The following is a 17,314-nucleotide window of genomic DNA, read 5'->3' on the forward strand; positions in this document are numbered from 1 at the left end:
ACCCGCTTTGTGATTAACGACGACCTTCAGCAATAGCGGTAACGGCTTGTAATTCAGCGGCTTCCTGCTCTTGCTGCTCCTGGCGCTCACGCACGTCGAGGATCTGGTTGTTGATCAGACCTTCTTCGATTTCGCGCAGCGCGATAACGGTAGTTTTATCGTTTTCTTCCGGTACGAGCGGATCCTTTCCGCCTACCTGCATCTGACGAGCGCGACGCGCGGCGACCAGTACCAGGTCAAAACGGTTACCAATTTTCTCTACAGCGTCCTGAACAGTTACGCGTGCCATACTTAAAATGCTCCACAGGTGAAGAAATGACTGGGCATGATACTGAATGTGGGTTCAGTCTGCCAACAGTTTGCTGATTAAAGCGTCATGACGCTGCTTTTGGCGGCTCATGCGCAGACGTTCGGCGCGAATGATGGTTTTCAAATCGCCCAGGGCGGTGTCGAAATCATCATTCACAATAAGATAATCATATTCGGCGTAATGGCTCATTTCTGCAACAGCTTGCGCCATACGTTTCGCGATCACGTCTTCGCTATCCTGACCGCGGCCACGCAGGCGGCGGTCCAGCTCAATCTTAGACGGTGGCAAAATAAAAATACTGCGCGCATGCGGCATTTTTTCACGAATTTGCTGCGCACCTTGCCAGTCGATATCTAAAAAGACGTCTACGCCGGATGCTAATACTTGCTCAATGGTTTCACGCGAGGTGCCGTAGTAATTACCGAAAACCTCCGCGTGTTCCAGGAACGCGTCTCTGCCAATCATGGTTCTGAATTCGTCATGGTTCACAAAGAAATAGTGTTCACCGTGCACTTCCCCCGGGCGCGGTGCGCGCGTGGTGTGCGAAACAGAAACCTGGGTGTCATACAACGGTTGGGTCTTTAATAAAGCCTGAATCAGGCTGGATTTACCCGCGCCACTGGGGGCAGAAACAATATAAAGCGTGCCTTGAGCCATGAGTATCTTAATGTATGTGATTGTCGAAAGAGAGCCTACATACGGGCTTATTATACACGTAGCCGCTATGTGACGTAGCCCTTGTCACACTTTTTGCGCATGTTTATTGCGTTTTGCGTACCAGTTTCCTGTTTTATCGGTGATTTGCAGCAATACATGCAAATGTCCGGAAAGCTGTTCGCAGGATGAATTTTTGCCGCTCTGTTTCTATTTCACTTCGCGCTATACCTGCAGGGAAACGTATCGTTCAGCGGAGATAGCATGGGATTATGGAAATGCATAGGGCTGGTTTTACTGGTGTGGCATTTACCTGCGTGGGCGGTATGCCCCGTCTGGTCGCCTGCCAGGGCAAACGAGGAAATTTCACGACTACAGCAACAGATTACACAGTGGAATGACAGTTACTGGAAACAAGGGGAAAGTGCCGTAGACGACGGCGTTTATGACCAGCTCAATGCGCAACTAATTCAATGGCAGCGCTGTTTTGGCGATGAAGTCCCACCAGATCTGTCTGTGCCCCCAATAAGTGGCACCGTCTCGCATCCTGTTCCCCACACGGGCGTTCGAAAACTTGCTGATAAGCAAGCGCTACAGCAATGGATGCTCGCTCGCAGCGATCTCTGGGTGCAACCGAAGGTGGATGGCGTGGCGGTGACGTTAGTCTATCGCAATGGCAATCTGGTACGGGCGATTAGCCGTGGTAATGGCCTGAAAGGCGAAGACTGGACGCAAAAGGTTCTGCAGATCCCTTCCGTACCACATTCCACCAAGGGGAAACTCGCTAACAGTACGTTGCAGGGTGAGATATTTTTGCAGCAAGAGGGGCATATTCAGAAGCAGAGAGGGGGAATGAACGCCCGCTCGAAGGTTGCTGGATTAATGATGCGCCAGGGCAATCCGGAAATGTTACGCTCGCTGGCAATTTTTATCTGGGCCTGGCCTGATGGTCCGGCGGTCATGCCTGAAAGACTGGAGCAGCTCACGGCTGCCGGGTTCAGTTACACGCAACGTTATACTCACGCCGTGAAGAATGCGGATGACGTCGAAAAGTTGCGCGCCAGGTGGTGGAGTTCAGCATTACCTTTTGTGACAGATGGTGTCGTGGTGCGAACGGCAAAAGAGCCACGGGCAAAGTATTGGCTACCCGGGCAGGGTGAGTGGCTGGCGGCGTGGAAATATCCTCCCGTGACGAGGGTATCTGAGGTTACTGGTATTCAGTTCTCCGTTGGTAAAAGCGGGAAAATTGCGGTGGTTGCATTGCTGACTCCCGTCATGCTGGATGATAAACGCGTACAGCGCGTCAATATTGGCTCCGTCCGACGCTGGAATGAATGGGATATCGCGCCTGGCGATCAGATTCTGGTGAGCCTGGCTGGACAAGGGATACCCCGTATAGACGAGGTGGTCTGGCGCAGCACTCAGCGTACTAAGCCAATACCCCCCGAGGGGCGCTTCAATTCATTAACCTGTTTTTATGCTACAGCGGAGTGCCAGGAACAGTTTGTTGCCAGACTGGTCTGGCTGGGCGGCAAAGAGGTGCTGGGGCTGGAGGGGATCGGCGAGGCGGGATGGCGAGAGCTCAACCAGGTGTATCGCTTTGAACATATCTTTTCCTGGCTTGGGTTAACTCAGGAACAGTTAGAGTCTGCACTTGGTGTAATCAAAGGGGAGAAGATGTGGCATCAGTTCAACCTGTCGCGCCATCTTCCGTTCACACGTTGGGTTATTGCCATGGGAATACCGTTAACACAGGCAACCCTGAATGCCAGTCGGGATGCTTCGTGGCAACAATTGCAGGACCGTGATGAGCAAAGCTGGCGGCAGCTCCCTTTAATGGGGGAACGCCGGGCACGACAGATCATTCAGTGGCTGGAGACCAGGGAGGTCATAGCGCTGAGCAACTGGCTGGCTGCTCAGCGGATCGCGGGCTTTATGCCTTAATGGCCTTCATGGCGATAGTAAAATACCGGTAGCCCTAACTTCAGGCGCAGCGCCAGCAGTCGGGCGGTAAAGCCGAAGAGCAGGGTAGAGATAACCACTACATCGTGACTGGAGACATAATGTTGCAGCACGATGTACAACACAGCAGCGGCGAATGATACGCCAGCATACAGCTCTTTCTGGAACACTAACGGGATGCGTTTGCAGAACATGTCGCGTAATACGCCACCGAAGACGCCGGTCGTGACCGCAGCGACCACGGCGATAATCGGTCCATGGCCCATATCCAGTGCCACCTGAGCACCGATAATAGAAAAGACCACAAGGCCCAGCGCATCCAGTACGAGGAATATTTTGCGCAGATAGGGCATGACGGGAGCAATAATGGTGGTGAGTACCGCAGCGGTCGCCACGATAATGACGTATTCAGGGTGCTTTACCCAGCCAAGAGGATAGTGGCCGAGAAGAATGTCGCGTACCGATCCGCCGCCAATGGCCGTCGCGGTGGCAATGATGATGACGCCAAATGTATCCATACGACGACGCCCAGCAGCAAGCGCACCGGTCATGGCTTCGGCAGTAATACCAATTAAATATAAAACGTGTAACAGCATGTATTCCCCCTGATTTGCTGGGGGCTAAGGTTAACGATTTGTGCGCCTTGTCACGATTGAGATTTTCTAAGGTGAAGTGATTTTAATAACTACAGCTAATGCGAATTTGCTGAAAATGCGTGGTGATATGCGCTTTGTATTATGAGCTTCAATAAAGAATGATGAGAAAATATAATTCGAATTGAACAAGGGAGTATCAAAGCGTCGGGAAAAATACATAGCCTCGCCATTTATTGGCGGGCTACGTAGAATGGTTGCTTACTCGATGTTCTGAATTTGCTCGCGCATTTGCTCGATCAGTACCTTCAGTTCAATCGCGGAATTCGTCACTTCGGCATTGATAGACTTCGATGCCAGAGTGTTCGACTCACGGTTGAATTCCTGCATCATGAAGTCCAGACGACGGCCAACCGCCTCTTTTTTCTTCAGAATGTTGTAGGTTTCTTTGACGTGGGCTTCCAGACGATCTAATTCTTCTGCCACATCGATACGCTGCGCCATCAGCACCAGTTCTTGCTCAAGGCGGTTATTCTCCAACTGCACCTGGGCGTCTTCCAGTTTGGCTACCAGACGCTCGCGCTGCCATTGCAGGATTTCCGGCATATGAGCACGCACTTTTGTGACTTCAGCGCTGACGCCTTCCAGACGCTGCTCGATCAGCGCTTTCAGCGCCTGACCTTCGGTTTCACGCGCAACGATGAAGTCATCCAGCGTACCGTCAAGCGCGGCGAGGATTTCGGCGGCAATGGCGTCCAGATCCTGCTCCTGGGCAGCCATTACGCCTGGCCAGCGCAGGATATCAACCGGGTTGATTTCACCTTCATCGCTCTGCATTTTGACCCAGTTAGCAGCGCTAACGAGCTGTTTAGCGAGTTTTTCATTCAGAATCAGCTCGCCTTGCGCGCTGGCATCAGGCTCAAAACGCAGGGTACATTCGACTTTACCGCGCGTCAGACGCGTGCGAATACGTTCGCGAACAACGGGTTCGAGACTACGGAACTGCTCCGGCAGGCGAAAATAAGTTTCCAGATAACGCTGGTTTACCGAGCGCATTTCCCAGGTGGCGCTACCCCATTCACCCTTGATTTCACGCCGGGCGTAGGCGGTCATGCTGCGGATCATAGACGTTCCTGTTTTTAAAGATGAGATGGGAGGATTATAGCCATCCGCGTCTTGTCAGGATAGGAATAACAGTCGGAAGTCCGTATAATGCGCAGCCACATTCGTTTCAAGCCGGAGATTTTATCATGCGTCCAGCAGGTCGTAGTGCCAATCAGGTGCGTCCCGTCACCCTGACCCGTAATTATACAAAACACGCTGAAGGCTCCGTGCTGGTCGAATTTGGTGATACCAAAGTGCTGTGTACCGCTTCTATTGATGAAGGCGTCCCACGTTTTTTGAAAGGTCAGGGCCAGGGCTGGATCACCGCAGAATATGGCATGCTGCCACGCGCCACGCACACCCGTAACGCCCGTGAAGCGGCGAAAGGTAAGCAGGGCGGTCGTACCATGGAAATCCAGCGTCTGATCGCCCGCGCGCTGCGCGCAGCTGTTGATCTGAAAACGCTCGGCGAATTCACAATTACGCTGGACTGCGATGTTATTCAGGCCGATGGCGGTACGCGCACCGCATCAATTACCGGCGCATGCGTTGCGTTGGCTGATGCGCTGAACAAGCTGGTGGCGAGCGGTAAGCTGAAAACTAACCCGATGAAAGGGATGGTCGCCGCGGTTTCCGTGGGCATTGTGAACGGTGAAGCACTCTGTGACCTTGAGTACGTTGAAGACTCTGCTGCTGAAACCGACATGAACGTAGTGATGACTGAGGACGGTCGCATTATAGAGGTTCAGGGTACGGCGGAAGGCGAACCGTTCAGCCATGAAGAACTTCTCACCCTACTGGCATTGGCCCGAGGGGGAATCGAATCCATTGTAGCGACGCAGAAGGCGGCGTTAGAAAATTGATTTTAAAGGCGACTGATGAGTCGCCTTTTTTTTGTCTGTAATAAAGTGAGATGAGGAGCGAATCCATGAAACCGTATCAGCGCCAGTTTATTGAGTTTGCGCTTAGCAAGCAGGTACTAAAGTTTGGCGAATTTACGCTGAAATCCGGGCGCAAAAGCCCCTATTTCTTCAACGCCGGGCTGTTTTATACCGGGCGCGACCTGGCACTGTTAGGCCGTTTTTATGCCGAAGCGCTGGTGGATTCCGGTATTGAGTTCGATTTGCTGTTTGGCCCTGCCTACAAAGGTATTCCGATTGCGACCACAACGGCCGTTGCGCTGGCGGAACACCACGATAAAGATTTGCCGTACTGCTTTAACCGTAAAGAGGCGAAGACCCACGGTGAAGGCGGCAATCTGGTCGGTAGCGCACTAGAGGGACGTGTGATGCTGGTGGATGATGTTATCACCGCAGGTACGGCGATTCGTGAGTCGATGGAGATTATTCAGGCGAATGGCGCCACTCTGGCGGGGGTACTGATTTCTCTCGATCGTCAGGAACGCGGTCGCGGCGAGATTTCCGCGATTCAGGAAGTGGAACGTGATTATGGCTGCAAGGTGATTTCTATCATTACCCTGAAAGATCTGATTGCGTATCTGGAAGAGAAACCAGAGATGGCGGAGCATCTGGTGGCAGTACGGGCCTATCGCGAAGCGTACGGCGTTTAAGAACTGCCGGATGGCGCTGTGCTTATCTGGCCTACGTAACCCCGTAGGCCAGATAAGACGAAATCGCTATTGCAATTGAGCGGCGACCAACGGCCAGCGGGTGTCAAAATCATCCGTTGGGCGGTATTTAAATTCGCTACGTACAAACCGGGACAGCATACCTTCGCAGAAAGCCAGTAACTGGCTGGCCAGCAGCGTTTCATCCACGGTGTAGCCTTCACCTTCACGCATTCTTTTTTCTCGCAGAACCTGGCGCAACTGCGCTTCAATGCGCTCAAAAAGTTGGTTAATGCGACCTTGCAGACGGTCTTGCTCGAACATCAATGCGTGTCCGGTCAGAATTCGTGTCAGGCCTGGATTACGCTCACCAAATCCTAAAATCAGCAGAACGATCAGACGCAGACGCGCGTTGGTGTCTTTTTCATCTTTCAAAATCAGATTGATACGCGTAATCAGACTATCTTCGATAAACTCAATCAGGCTATCGAACATACGGGTCTTGCTGGGGAAATGGCGATACAATGCCGCTTCGGATACGCCAACTGAGGCTGCCAGCTTTGCTGTGGTGATGCGTTGGCTACCATCGCTGGACTCAAGCATCAGTGCCAGAGACTGAAGTATTTCTTCGCGACGATTCCTTTTCGCAGTTTGCTTTTCTACCATGTTACAAAATACCCCTGAAAATAAGCTCTTGCCAGGCAGGCATCCACACAGCGACCGCAAACTGTTGTTTGCGGTGTGTTATTGCGTTATTACGCTATGGGATACTTTTCTGCGGGTTACTTGCGCCCGGAATGGCCGAAGCCACCTTCGCCACGATCGGTGGCTTCAAATTCTTCCACCAGATTAAATTCAGCCTGCACGACCGGTACAAATACCATCTGCGCGATACGTTCGCCCGGCTCAATAGTGAAGCTGTCCTGACCACGGTTCCAGACGGACACCATCAGTTGGCCCTGGTAGTCGGAATCAATCAAACCAACCAGATTGCCCAACACGATACCGTGCTTATGGCCCAGCCCGGAGCGCGGGAGCATTACCGCTGCCAGAGAAGGATCGGCAATGTGGATAGCTAACCCGGTTGGCACCAGCGTTGTTGCGCCCGGCGCCAGCTCTACGGCGTCATCAAGACAAGCACGCAGGTCAAGTCCGGCAGAACCAGAAGTGGCGTACGTCGGGAGCGGAAATTGTTGCCCTACGCGCGGGTCCAGAATCTTAACGTCGATTTTTTTCATCATAACGGGTCACGATCTCGTCGAGTAATAATTGGCCCAGGAGTTCTTTACGCTCAAGCGGTAAGACTTTGTCTCCATCCTGCCAAAAAAGGTGTAATGCGTTGCTATCGCTGTTAAACCCTTGAGTTGACAGCGAAACGTCGTTCGCACAGATCACATCAAGGTTTTTGCGGATGCGTTTTTGCCGGGCATATTCTTCCACATTATTTGTTTCGGCGGCAAACCCAACGACAAAAGGACGGTTAGCATCCAGTGCGGCAACACCGGCGATAATGTCCGGGTTTTTGACCATTTTTACTGTTAATTCATCACCCTGCGTCGCTTGTTTTTTTATTTTTTCGTGGGCGACAGTTTCAGCGCGATAATCAGCGACTGCAGCGCAACCGATAAAAATATGCTGTTGTTGAACCGCAGATTGCACAGCGGCTTCCATTTCCAGCGCGGTCATCACATCAACCCGCTGAACAAATGGTGGTGTGGATAACGAAACCGGACCCGATACCAGTGTGACGTTTGCACCGCGCTTTGCGGCAGCGGCCGCGATCGCAAACCCCATCTTCCCGGAACTGTGGTTGGAAATATAACGCACGGGATCAAGCGGTTCACGCGTCGGGCCCGCCGTAATCATGATGTTGAGATGTTGCAGATCGTTGACAGGTGAAAAATGTTCTGCCGCCATATCCACAATCGTTAACGGATCCAGCATACGTCCAGGGCCGATATCACCACATGCCTGACTACCGCTGTCAGGACCCCAAATGAGCAAACCGCGTGAGGCAAGAATACCCAGATTGTGCTGGGTCGCGGCAGCGCGATACATCTGCTGGTTCATGGCTGGCAGTACAGCAACAGGAGCAGGCGTTGCCAGACAAATCGTTGACACCAGGTCGTTGGCCATACCTGCGGCGACACGAGCAATCAGGTCTGCTGTAGCGGGTGCCAGGATGACCAAATCGGCCCATTTTCCCAGCTCAATGTGGCCCATCGCGGCTTCGGCTGCGGGGTCAAGCAGGCTGTCGGAAACGGGATAACCTGAAACCGCCTGTAAACTCAGGGGAGTAATAAATGCTTTTGCCGCTTCGGTCATCGCCACGCGGACGTCAGCGCCGCGTTCCCGTAAACGACGCACCAACTCAGGGGTCTTGTACGCAGCAATACCGCCACTGACGCCAAGTACGATTTTTTTACCGGCCAGGCTCATCATGATCTTTCCTGTTGGATTTCACCAGAAGGCGGATATTTTATCACAATCCGCAATTTGTCGTGCTTTTGACCGTACTCCACTTTGCGAGGCGCTACGAAGAAGTGAAAACAACGCGTCGAATCACCGTCGGTGTTATGCCACTATGCGGACGCGAAAGGAGGGAGAAGCATGGAAAATACAGGAAGTATGATGCCCCGGGAAAAGCTATTGGCGCAGGGGGCCAGTTCTCTGACCGATGTTGAGCTTTTGGCTCTTTTTTTACGCACCGGCCTGCAGGGTAAAGATGTGCTTACGCTGGCGAAAGAGATGCTTCAGCATTTTGAGTCGCTGTATGGCCTGTTGTCTGCTGATTACATGGATTTTAGCTATGTTCAGGGAATCGGTATCGCGAAGTACGCACAGTTGAAGGGGATTGCGGAGCTGGCAAGACGCTACTACAACGTGCGAATGATAGAGGAGCGGGCTCTACTTAGTCCGGAAATGGCGCGTGAATTTCTGCAAAGCCAGCTTTCGCAAGAGGAACGCGAGATCTTTCTGGTGATCTTTATGGATTCTCAACATCGCGTGATTAAACACAGCAAACTTTTTTCCGGTACGCTTAGCCATGTCGAGGTACATCCGAGAGAAATTGTCCGTGAAGCGATAAAAATGAATGCTTCTGCGGTGATCCTTGCGCATAATCACCCTTCGGGGTGTGCAGAGCCCAGTAAAGCAGATAAACTCATCACCGAGCGTGTTGTGAAATGCTGTCAGTTCATGGATATCCGGGTGCTTGATCATCTGGTCATTGGGCGCGGAGAGTACGTTTCTTTTGCGGAACGCGGTTGGATTTAACGCACTTTACGCGATCCATCGGGATCTTTGTCTGTTCGGGACTTGAGCACATCGCTGACTCAGCGTATACTACGCCACCTTTGAGAATCTCGGGTTTGGCATTTGGGCCTGGCAATCGAGAGTTCGCAAATACGCAAAATCATTCTTGTTGCGTCCAATGACGAGGCAACATTGAAAGATTAAGTGTATTGAACTGCGATAACCGGGCTGAGAAGCCTGACGAGGCGCCAATACCCCATACGAAGCTCGAGCTAATTTGATTTTTGGAGAATAGACATGTCCCGAGTCTGCCAAGTTACTGGCAAGCGTCCGGTGACCGGTAACAACCGTTCCCACGCACTGAACGCGACTAAACGCCGTTTCCTGCCTAACCTGCACTCTCACCGTTTTTGGGTTGAGAGCGAGAAGCGTTTTGTCACCCTGCGTGTATCTGCTAAAGGTATGCGTGTTATTGATAAGAAAGGCATCGAAACAGTTCTGTCTGAACTGCGTGCCCGTGGCGAAAAGTACTAAGTACTAAGAGGAAATAAATCATGGCTAAAGGTATTCGTGAGAAAATCAAGCTGGTTTCTTCTGCTGGTACTGGTCACTTCTATACCACTACGAAGAACAAACGTACTAAGCCGGAAAAACTGGAACTGAAAAAGTTCGATCCAGTTGTTCGTCAGCACGTTTTATACAAAGAAGCGAAAATCAAATAATTTTCGTTTTAATGTAAAGAAAAACCCTGCCTCGGCGGGGTTTTTTGTTTTCTGGCCGTCCCCATATTAATGAGACCTGACATACCGCCGGAGATACTATGCCTGAATTACCTGAAGTCGAAACCAGCCGCCGTGGTATTGAGCCGCATCTGGTGGGGGCAACGATTGTGCACGCGACGGTGCGTAACGGTCGTTTACGTTGGCCAGTATCTGAGGAAATCTATCGTCTGAGTGATCAACCTGTCCTCAGCGTACAGCGGCGCGCGAAATACCTGCTGCTAGAACTGGCGGATGGCTGGATAATCATTCATCTGGGGATGTCGGGTAGCTTGCGTATCCTTCTTGAAGAGCTTCCGGCAGACAAGCACGACCACGTTGACTTAGTGATGAGCAACGGCAAAGTTCTGCGTTATACCGATCCCCGTCGCTTTGGCGCCTGGCTGTGGACTAAAGAACTGGATGGACATAATGTCCTCGCTCATCTTGGCCCTGAGCCGCTGAGCGACGATTTCAACGCCAATTATCTACAGCAGAAATGTGCGAAGAAGAAAACGGCGATTAAACCCTGGCTGATGGATAACAAGCTGGTGGTGGGTGTGGGTAATATCTACGCCAGCGAGTCGCTATTTGCGGCTGGGATTCATCCTGACCGTCTTGCGTCATCCCTGTCGAAAGATGAGTGTGAATTGCTGGTACGCGTTATCAAGGCGGTGTTGCTGCGTTCTATCGAGCAGGGCGGGACGACGCTGAAGGACTTTCTGCAAAGTGACGGTAAGCCTGGCTATTTTGCCCAGGAGCTGCAGGTCTATGGGAGAGAAGGTGAACCTTGCCGCGCATGTGGCGCACCGATTGTTGCGACAAAACACGCCCAGCGTACAACGTTCTATTGTCGTCGCTGTCAGAAATAGTTTCATTGCTGGCCGGATGCTGCATCCGGCCAGGTGCATTACTTCAGTTTACTCATTAACGCCTGATGGACGTTTTCCGGCAAAAAGTGCGTCACGTCACCCTGGTGGCGGGCAACTTCTTTCACCAGTGACGATGAGATAAATGACCACTCTTTAGATGGCATCAGAAAAACGCTTTCCAGCTGTGGCATGAGGTGGCGGTTCATATGAGCCAGCTGCATTTCATACTCAAAATCGGCTACCGCGCGCAGGCCACGGATCAGAATGTTCGCCTGATTATCACGGGCAAAGTTTGCCATCAGATCGCTGAATCCCAGCACTTCCACATTGCCAAGATGCGCCGTTGCCTGTTGTGCCAGCTCAACGCGCTCTTCCAGAGTAAACATCGGCTTTTTACTGGGGCTTGCGGCAATCGCCAGAATCACGTGATCAAACATGCTTGTCGCACGCGTCACGATATCGAGGTGGCCGTTAGTAATAGGATCAAAGGTTCCTGGATAAATCGCCCGTTTTTGCATGACTTGCCTCAATGCGTTTTGGGTGGCAGGTAAGGTTCCAGCAGTTGCAGCAGACGCTGTAGAGCGCCCTGATTTTGATACAGAACTTCAACTGCGTGACGGCCATAAAAATTACGATAATCTGCATCGGTCAGTAAGGAAGAGACCTCTTTCACCAGCGTAGCTGCGTCGGTGACGGTGATCAATCCGCTTGCCTGTTCGAGACGGGCGCAAATATCTTTAAAATTAAACGTATGTGGTCCCATCAACACCGGAATAGCATGCGCTGCCGCTTCCAGCGGGTTGTGTCCACCACGTTCAACCAGTGAACCGCCGACAAAAGCAAGGTCGGCAATGCCATACAGCAACATCAGCTCACCCATGGTATCGCCGATCACAACCTGAGTACCTGATGATGGAACTTCACCCGAAGAACGAGTGGTATAGCTTAGTCCAGCCTGGCGTACGAGGTTAATGGCATCCGGGAACCGTTCAGGATGTCTGGGAACCAGAATCAATAAAAGATTCGGGAACTGATTTAATAACGCCTGATGGGCGGCAATGATGATGCTTTCTTCGCCGTCGTGGGTGCTGGTTGCAATCCATACCGGGCGGTGAGGCGCCCATTGACGACGTAATGTCACCGCTTTTGCGGCCAGTTGCGGTGTGACGGATATATCAAACTTCAGGCTGCCAGTAACGGTGACTTGATTGCTTCTGGCGCCAAGCGTAATAAAACGTGCGCCATCTTCTTCGTTTTGTGCGGCAATCAACGTAATTCGACGCAGTAGTCTGCCAACAAATTTACCTAATTTCGCATAACCAGCGGCTGAACGAGCAGAAAGACGTGCGTTGGCAATGACCAGAGGAATGTGGCGCTTATGGAGTGCCGCGATCAGATTTGGCCACAGCTCGGTTTCCATAATTAACACCAGTTTGGGGTCAACTTTATTCAGAAAACGGTTCAGGGCATCCGGTAAATCGTATGGTAAATAAATGTGCTGAACGTCAGTACCAAAAGCAGATTGTACGCGCTCGGAACCGGTTGGCGTCATGGTGGTTACCGTGATCGGCAAGTCGGGATAACGATGTCGCAGAGCGCGAACTAATGGGATTGCAGCCAGCGTTTCGCCCACAGAAACCGAATGAAGCATGATGCCGCCAGGTTTTAGCGGGCGGCGATAAAAGCCGTAGCGTTCGCCCCAGCGTTTACGGTAGGCCGGAGCCTTACGTCCGCGCACCCAAAGCCGTATCCAGATCAAAGGCTGAATAAGGTAGAAAAGGGCGGTGTAAAGCAATTCGAGCATAATGGTAGCTGACTTATGAATGTGCTGGGGATTCTATGTATTTAACTATGGCTTTACCATCATTTTTATCCAGGTTGTATCAAAACGATGGAATTGATGAGGGACCGATTTCGCTGATGGCTATTTCAAAAATGCACATGGCCGCATTTATATGTCTTAACCTCTTGTGCGGTGTACGTTTTCTGATGAACTGGTGTCTTTTTTATCTGTATGTTTTTCATGGTTTATTTTGTATTTTGTTCAAAAAATATTCATTTCGGAATGCGTGATAATAAATGATATACTACTGCGCAATTTCAGGTAGCTAGCGGGCAGAAACGTTTCGAAAGCACAGAAAGTCATCTTTGGATGCTTTAGGCAAGGATTACACGATTCTGATGCTTCAAACCTGACATGCCTGGCGACGCGATGCGGATATTAATGCATGAATATTGCTTTTTGTTTGTACAAGTATTTTCCCTATGGTGGGTTACAACGTGATTTCTTGCGGGTAGCGCTGACGGTTGCTTCTCGTGGCCATCATGTTCAGGTATTTACCCAGTCATGGCAGGGCGAGCGTCCGAAAGGGCTGGAGATTATACTCGTCCCCGTCACATCCAGAACGAATCATGGGAAAAACGAGCAATATTATCAGTGGGTTCAGAATTATTTAACTCAACATCCCGTCGATCGTGTCGTTGGTTTTAATAAAATGCCTGGGTTGGATGTGTATTACGCTGCGGACGTTTGCTATGCAGAAAAGGTCGCCCGCGAGAAAGGCTTTTTCTACAAATTGACTAGCAGGTACCGACACTATTCTGCATTTGAACAAGCTGTATTTCAGCGGGGTGCCGGCACTACGCTTTTGATGTTAACCGATAAGCAAATTGGTGACTTCAAACATCATTACCAAACTGAGAGCCAGCGTTTTTGTATCCTGCCACCAGGAATCTATCCTGACCGAAAGTACAGCCAACAACCTGAAAACAGCCGGCAGGTTGTCAGAGAAAAAAACGGTATTGGTCTCGATCAGTACTTACTCTTACAGGTAGGTTCCGATTTCAAACGCAAAGGCGTTCCAAGAACATTACAGGCGTTGGCTTCTTTGCCTGATGTCATCCGCCACCGCACGCGATTGATGGTTGTTGGTCAGGATAAGGCCGATCGTTATCGCGCTCAGGCTCGTCAATTGGGGGTTGAAGAACAAGTGCAGTTCTTCTCGGGGCGAGACGATGTCGCAGAATTGATGTCTGCTGCTGATTTATTACTTCACCCCGCTGTACAGGAAGCTGCCGGTATTGTCTTGCTAGAAGCTGTAGTTGCCGGGCTACCGGTATTAACTACCGAAGTTTGCGGCTATGCGGGTTATATCAACGCCGCACAATGTGGGGTGGTGATTCCTGAACCTTTTGAGCAGGAAAATCTGAATACAGTACTTTTCGATGCGCTGCAAAATAATGAGCAGAGAAGTTGTTGGGCCGGGAACGCGCGGCATTTTGCTGATACAGAAGATCTCTACAGCCTGGCAGATAAAGCTGCAGATATCATTTTAGGTCCTAAGAATGATTGAATTAAAAGAACCATTTGCCACGCAGTGGCAAGGAAAAGACCCGTTTACTGAAGTCACTAAGCTGGATGGTGAGGTTTTTCGCGCTCTGGAAACACGGCGTACCCTACGTTTTGAGATGATGGGAAAGGGTTATTTTCTTAAATATCATCATGGAACCACGCTTAAAGAAGTGGTGAAGAACCTTATATCTCTGCGTATGCCTGTACTGGGTGCCGACCGTGAGTGGCTGGCGATTCACCGCTTAAAAGAACTGAATGTTGATACTATGACAGGGGTTGCATTTGGTCAAAAAGGTCTGAATCCGTTAGAGCGAACCTCGTTTATCATCACTGAGGACCTTTCTCCCGCCATCAGCCTTGAAGATTTTTGTGCCGGGTGGGGAGTTGAGCGTCCTGATTTTGTATTAAAACGGACCATTATTACCCGTGTGGCAGAAATGGTGGGTAAAATGCATCGGGGTGGAGTAAATCATCGGGATTGCTATATTTGCCATTTTTTACTCCAACAACCGATGCCAGAAAATATTGCGGATATCAAACTTTCCGTAATCGATCTGCATCGTGCACAAATTCGTCAACATGTACCGCGCCGCTGGCGAGACAAGGACTTGATCGGACTCTATTTCTCTTCACTTGAGATCGGTCTGACGTCCAGAGATATCTACCGTTTTTTACGTGTCTATTTTTCGATGCCACTACGTGAAATCTTTCGTCAGGAAGTCAGGTTGTTTGAACAGGCTGTCACAAAAGCGCAAAAAATAAGACGAAGAACAATAAGAAAAGCGCTATAAATCACACATAAAGTTTGAGGCCATTTTATTATGAACATTGATTTCCAGAAGCTAGTTATTCAAAAACACGTCATAGACAGCTCTACGCATGAGAAGAGTAAAAAACTAAGTGTTGCGTATGGTGTCGACCGTAATTTTTTATTTGGCTCTGGCATTTCAATGACCTCAGTGTTAGTGAATAACCCTGATATTGATATTCACTTTTATATAGCAACAGACTATATAGATGACGATTATCTGGAGAGTGTAAAACGCCTGACCCAAATGTATAGTACGACTGTGACGGTTCTTGTGTTCGATAACGCGGCGTTTCGTGACTTACCGAGTACAAAAGCATGGACTTATGCAATGTACTATCGTTATTTCGCATTTGAATATTTAAGCACAGACTTAAGCTCCGTACTGTATCTTGATGCAGATGTTATTTGCAAAGGATCTCTCCGCGAGCTTACCGAGATTAATTTCTGTGGAGAATATGCCGCTGTTATTAATGATATTGATGAAGTGCGTATTAAATCCGGTAACAGACTCGGTATTCCTGAACTGAGTAACGGTTACTTTAACTCTGGCGTGGTATTTGCTAATCTCGAAGTGTGGCGTGAACAGAACCTGTTGACCAAAGCATTTTCTATTTTAGAAAAACGTCAAAAGGAACTTCTATATTTTGACCAGGATGTGTTAAATATATTATTTGTAGGGAATGTGATTTTCCTGAGAAGAGATTTTAACTGTATTTATGGTGTGGATCAGGAACTAAAAAACAAAAACGATAAGATTTATCAGGATTATATTACAGATGATACTGTTTTAATCCATTATGTCGGTGTTACTAAGCCATGGCATACATGGGCTAAATATCCGGTGGCTAAATTCTTCATCGAAGCATATAAAAAATCCGCATGGGCGGAACAATCCTTGTTAAATGCAAATACGGCAAAGTTGTATAAACGTAAGTCACGGCATGAAAGAGTGCAGCGTAAATATATTCGCTCGGTACTTAGTCATGTAATGTATATAAAAAATAAGTTACACAATTCAAAAGCATATTGAATATAGAAACAATAACTTATTGATAATAGATTAAATAGGTGTAGCGAATGAACTTTGATTGTCATCAGTCTATAAAAAAGATACTTGAGTTTAATCAAGCGCCGACAGAACAAAAAATACAACTTAACATCGCCTGGGGTGTTGACAGGAATTTTATGTTTGGTGCTGCAATTTCGATGACATCGGTACTATTGAATAATAAAGATTTAAATATCCATTTTCATCTTTTTACTGACTACATTGATGCTGATTACCAGCAGCGGATTTCTAAATTAGCAGAGCAATTTTCCACAAACATCTCAATTTATGTTATGGATGCTAATGGGTTAAAGGTTTTACCAAGTAGCCACGCTTGGTCACATGCAATGTACTTCAGATTTATTGCCTTTGAATATCTTGGTGAGAAAATTGATTCACTTTTATACATTGATGCGGATGTGATGTGCAAAGGTTCACTTTTTGAACTCACGCAGATTGATCTTGGAAAATATGTCGCAGCGGTAATTACTGATGTGGATGATAGCCCTGCCAGAGATATTGAGATAAATAAAGATTATTTCAATTCAGGTGTCATATTTGCAAACCTGAAAAAGTGGAAAGAGCAGAATTTTATCAATGCAGCTTTTGATATCTTATTAGACAAAAATAACAAACTTTCATTTCCGGATCAGGATGTCTTGAATATTCTTTTCTTTAAAAAAGTGATTTTTCTGGAAAGAAGATTTAATGCTATCTATGGTATTAAGCAAGAATTAAAAAGCAAGAACCTTTCGAAATATAAAGAGTATATAACGCCTGAAACGATTCTTATCCATTATATAGGTGTAACTAAACCATGGAATTCATGGGCTAGCTATCCCTCTGCACAGTACTTTGTTGAAGCCTGGAAGGCTTCGCCGTGGGCGGATGTTCCACTGCTACCAGCCAGAACGCCAAAACAGTATAAAAAGAAATCACGCCATGAAAGATTACAAGGGAAGTATTTCGCCTCGGTAATAAGCTATATTGGTTATTTGCGTGAAAAATTAAAAAGTAAGTAAAAAAAC

Annotated in this window: 20 protein-coding genes; 11 read left to right on the forward strand and 9 right to left on the reverse strand. The window is 48.9% G+C overall.

Features of this window, described 5'->3' with window-relative positions; translation table 11 throughout:
• Nucleotides 1-13: 13 nt before the first annotated feature.
• Nucleotides 14-289, reverse strand: coding sequence for a DNA-directed RNA polymerase subunit omega (rpoZ, locus tag SK35_RS00500; protein WP_000135058.1), 276 nt, complete (start codon nt 287-289; stop codon nt 14-16).
• A gap of 54 nt (nt 290-343) precedes the next feature.
• Nucleotides 344-967 (reverse strand): guanylate kinase, encoded by a 624-nt coding sequence (gene gmk, locus SK35_RS00505; RefSeq protein WP_003024042.1) that lies wholly within the window; start codon nt 965-967, stop codon nt 344-346.
• 261 nt (nt 968-1,228) lie between these two features.
• Between gmk and ligB the strand changes: the two genes are divergently transcribed.
• The gene (ligB, locus tag SK35_RS00510; protein ID WP_048215290.1) at nt 1,229-2,908 is read left to right on the forward strand and encodes an NAD-dependent DNA ligase LigB; all 1,680 of its coding nucleotides are present in this window, start codon (nt 1,229-1,231) and stop codon (nt 2,906-2,908) included.
• On the opposite strand, the gene SK35_RS00515 is transcribed toward ligB, so the two are convergent.
• Nucleotides 2,905-3,522 carry a trimeric intracellular cation channel family protein gene (locus SK35_RS00515; protein WP_003024049.1) on the reverse strand — a complete coding sequence of 206 codons (618 nt, stop codon included), beginning with the start codon at nt 3,520-3,522 and terminating at the stop codon, nt 2,905-2,907. The two genes, ligB and SK35_RS00515, sit on opposite strands and share 4 nt — an antisense overlap.
• A 258-nt stretch (nt 3,523-3,780) precedes the next feature.
• Complete coding sequence (locus tag SK35_RS00520; RefSeq protein ID WP_003024052.1) at nt 3,781-4,644, reverse strand: YicC/YloC family endoribonuclease; 864 nt, start codon at nt 4,642-4,644, stop codon at nt 3,781-3,783.
• Between the two features lie 125 nt (nt 4,645-4,769).
• Here SK35_RS00520 and rph point away from each other — a divergent pair, with 125 nt between their 5' ends.
• Both rph and pyrE read left to right on the forward strand, forming a co-directional pair.
• Nucleotides 4,770-5,486 carry a ribonuclease PH gene (rph, locus tag SK35_RS00525; protein WP_003024054.1) on the forward strand — a complete coding sequence of 239 codons (717 nt, stop codon included), beginning with the start codon at nt 4,770-4,772 and terminating at the stop codon, nt 5,484-5,486.
• Nucleotides 5,487-5,551: 65 nt separating this feature from the next.
• Nucleotides 5,552-6,193 (forward strand): orotate phosphoribosyltransferase, encoded by a 642-nt coding sequence (gene pyrE / locus SK35_RS00530; RefSeq protein ID WP_048215291.1) that lies wholly within the window; start codon nt 5,552-5,554, stop codon nt 6,191-6,193.
• 66 nt (nt 6,194-6,259) lie between these two features.
• Here the strand turns inward: pyrE and slmA are convergent, their stop codons facing one another.
• The 3 genes from slmA to coaBC form a co-directional block, all read right to left on the reverse strand.
• Nucleotides 6,260-6,856 carry a nucleoid occlusion factor SlmA gene (gene slmA / locus SK35_RS00535; RefSeq protein ID WP_003827257.1) on the reverse strand — a complete coding sequence of 199 codons (597 nt, stop codon included), beginning with the start codon at nt 6,854-6,856 and terminating at the stop codon, nt 6,260-6,262.
• Between the two features lie 116 nt (nt 6,857-6,972).
• The gene (gene dut / locus SK35_RS00540) at nt 6,973-7,431 is read right to left on the reverse strand and encodes a dUTP diphosphatase (protein WP_003827259.1); all 459 of its coding nucleotides are present in this window, start codon (nt 7,429-7,431) and stop codon (nt 6,973-6,975) included.
• Nucleotides 7,409-8,629: a bifunctional phosphopantothenoylcysteine decarboxylase/phosphopantothenate--cysteine ligase CoaBC gene (gene coaBC, locus SK35_RS00545; protein ID WP_095533115.1), complete on the reverse strand. Its 1,221-nt coding sequence runs from the start codon at nt 8,627-8,629 to the stop codon at nt 7,409-7,411. The genes dut and coaBC overlap by 23 nt, the downstream gene beginning before the upstream one ends.
• Before the next feature lie 171 nt (nt 8,630-8,800).
• Between coaBC and radC the strand changes: the two genes are divergently transcribed.
• From radC to mutM, 4 genes are all read left to right on the forward strand, one after another.
• A complete protein-coding gene (gene radC / locus SK35_RS00550) occupies nt 8,801-9,466 on the forward strand; it encodes a RadC family protein (protein ID WP_048215293.1) in 666 nt (221 codons plus the stop codon).
• Nucleotides 9,467-9,742: 276 nt separating this feature from the next.
• Entirely contained in the window at nt 9,743-9,979 is a 237-nt protein-coding gene (gene rpmB, locus SK35_RS00555; RefSeq protein ID WP_003024071.1) for a 50S ribosomal protein L28, read from the forward strand.
• A 20-nt stretch (nt 9,980-9,999) separates the two neighbouring features.
• Nucleotides 10,000-10,167, forward strand: coding sequence for a 50S ribosomal protein L33 (gene rpmG, locus SK35_RS00560; protein ID WP_003024094.1), 168 nt, complete (start codon nt 10,000-10,002; stop codon nt 10,165-10,167).
• A gap of 98 nt (nt 10,168-10,265) precedes the next feature.
• Nucleotides 10,266-11,075 carry a bifunctional DNA-formamidopyrimidine glycosylase/DNA-(apurinic or apyrimidinic site) lyase gene (gene mutM, locus SK35_RS00565; RefSeq protein WP_048215294.1) on the forward strand — a complete coding sequence of 270 codons (810 nt, stop codon included), beginning with the start codon at nt 10,266-10,268 and terminating at the stop codon, nt 11,073-11,075.
• Between the two features lie 38 nt (nt 11,076-11,113).
• On the opposite strand, the gene coaD is transcribed toward mutM, so the two are convergent.
• Both coaD and waaA read right to left on the reverse strand, forming a co-directional pair.
• On the reverse strand, nt 11,114-11,593 hold the full coding sequence (gene coaD / locus SK35_RS00570) for a pantetheine-phosphate adenylyltransferase (protein ID WP_003024099.1): 480 nt from the start codon (nt 11,591-11,593) through the stop codon (nt 11,114-11,116).
• A gap of 8 nt (nt 11,594-11,601) precedes the next feature.
• Nucleotides 11,602-12,879: a lipid IV(A) 3-deoxy-D-manno-octulosonic acid transferase gene (gene waaA, locus SK35_RS00575; RefSeq protein WP_048215295.1), complete on the reverse strand. Its 1,278-nt coding sequence runs from the start codon at nt 12,877-12,879 to the stop codon at nt 11,602-11,604.
• Between the two features lie 424 nt (nt 12,880-13,303).
• Between waaA and SK35_RS00580 the strand changes: the two genes are divergently transcribed.
• From SK35_RS00580 to SK35_RS00595, 4 genes are read left to right on the forward strand one after another with little or no spacing between them, the layout of a single operon-like run.
• Nucleotides 13,304-14,428, forward strand: a complete 1,125-nt coding sequence (locus tag SK35_RS00580) for a glycosyltransferase family 4 protein (protein WP_048215297.1) — start codon at nt 13,304-13,306, stop codon at nt 14,426-14,428.
• The gene (gene rfaP, locus SK35_RS00585) at nt 14,421-15,218 is read left to right on the forward strand and encodes a lipopolysaccharide core heptose(I) kinase RfaP (RefSeq protein WP_048215298.1); all 798 of its coding nucleotides are present in this window, start codon (nt 14,421-14,423) and stop codon (nt 15,216-15,218) included. The genes SK35_RS00580 and rfaP overlap by 8 nt, the downstream gene beginning before the upstream one ends.
• Before the next feature lie 30 nt (nt 15,219-15,248).
• Nucleotides 15,249-16,268, forward strand: coding sequence for a glycosyltransferase family 8 protein (locus SK35_RS00590; protein ID WP_048215299.1), 1,020 nt, complete (start codon nt 15,249-15,251; stop codon nt 16,266-16,268).
• Nucleotides 16,269-16,315: 47 nt separating this feature from the next.
• Nucleotides 16,316-17,308 carry a glycosyltransferase family 8 protein gene (locus SK35_RS00595; RefSeq protein WP_048215300.1) on the forward strand — a complete coding sequence of 331 codons (993 nt, stop codon included), beginning with the start codon at nt 16,316-16,318 and terminating at the stop codon, nt 17,306-17,308.
• Nucleotides 17,309-17,314 lie beyond the last annotated feature (6 nt).

Origin of the sequence: Citrobacter sp. MGH105 (genome assembly GCF_001037485.2) — a bacterium.
Classification (GTDB): Bacteria; Pseudomonadota; Gammaproteobacteria; order Enterobacterales; family Enterobacteriaceae; genus Citrobacter; species Citrobacter portucalensis.

Coding starts and splice junctions, on each gene's coding strand:
- rpoZ (WP_000135058.1), bottom strand. CDS start 289: ATGGCACGCGTAACTGTTCAGGACGCTGTAGAGAAAATTGGTAACCGT.
- gmk (WP_003024042.1), bottom strand. CDS start 967: ATGGCTCAAGGCACGCTTTATATTGTTTCTGCCCCCAGTGGCGCGGGT.
- ligB (WP_048215290.1), top strand. CDS start 1,229: ATGGGATTATGGAAATGCATAGGGCTGGTTTTACTGGTGTGGCATTTA.
- SK35_RS00515 (WP_003024049.1), bottom strand. CDS start 3,522: ATGCTGTTACACGTTTTATATTTAATTGGTATTACTGCCGAAGCCATG.
- SK35_RS00520 (WP_003024052.1), bottom strand. CDS start 4,644: ATGATCCGCAGCATGACCGCCTACGCCCGGCGTGAAATCAAGGGTGAA.
- rph (WP_003024054.1), top strand. CDS start 4,770: ATGCGTCCAGCAGGTCGTAGTGCCAATCAGGTGCGTCCCGTCACCCTG.
- pyrE (WP_048215291.1), top strand. CDS start 5,552: ATGAAACCGTATCAGCGCCAGTTTATTGAGTTTGCGCTTAGCAAGCAG.
- slmA (WP_003827257.1), bottom strand. CDS start 6,856: ATGGTAGAAAAGCAAACTGCGAAAAGGAATCGTCGCGAAGAAATACTT.
- dut (WP_003827259.1), bottom strand. CDS start 7,431: ATGATGAAAAAAATCGACGTTAAGATTCTGGACCCGCGCGTAGGGCAA.
- coaBC (WP_095533115.1), bottom strand. CDS start 8,629: ATGAGCCTGGCCGGTAAAAAAATCGTACTTGGCGTCAGTGGCGGTATT.
- radC (WP_048215293.1), top strand. CDS start 8,801: ATGGAAAATACAGGAAGTATGATGCCCCGGGAAAAGCTATTGGCGCAG.
- rpmB (WP_003024071.1), top strand. CDS start 9,743: ATGTCCCGAGTCTGCCAAGTTACTGGCAAGCGTCCGGTGACCGGTAAC.
- rpmG (WP_003024094.1), top strand. CDS start 10,000: ATGGCTAAAGGTATTCGTGAGAAAATCAAGCTGGTTTCTTCTGCTGGT.
- mutM (WP_048215294.1), top strand. CDS start 10,266: ATGCCTGAATTACCTGAAGTCGAAACCAGCCGCCGTGGTATTGAGCCG.
- coaD (WP_003024099.1), bottom strand. CDS start 11,593: ATGCAAAAACGGGCGATTTATCCAGGAACCTTTGATCCTATTACTAAC.
- waaA (WP_048215295.1), bottom strand. CDS start 12,879: ATGCTCGAATTGCTTTACACCGCCCTTTTCTACCTTATTCAGCCTTTG.
- SK35_RS00580 (WP_048215297.1), top strand. CDS start 13,304: ATGAATATTGCTTTTTGTTTGTACAAGTATTTTCCCTATGGTGGGTTA.
- rfaP (WP_048215298.1), top strand. CDS start 14,421: ATGATTGAATTAAAAGAACCATTTGCCACGCAGTGGCAAGGAAAAGAC.
- SK35_RS00590 (WP_048215299.1), top strand. CDS start 15,249: ATGAACATTGATTTCCAGAAGCTAGTTATTCAAAAACACGTCATAGAC.
- SK35_RS00595 (WP_048215300.1), top strand. CDS start 16,316: ATGAACTTTGATTGTCATCAGTCTATAAAAAAGATACTTGAGTTTAAT.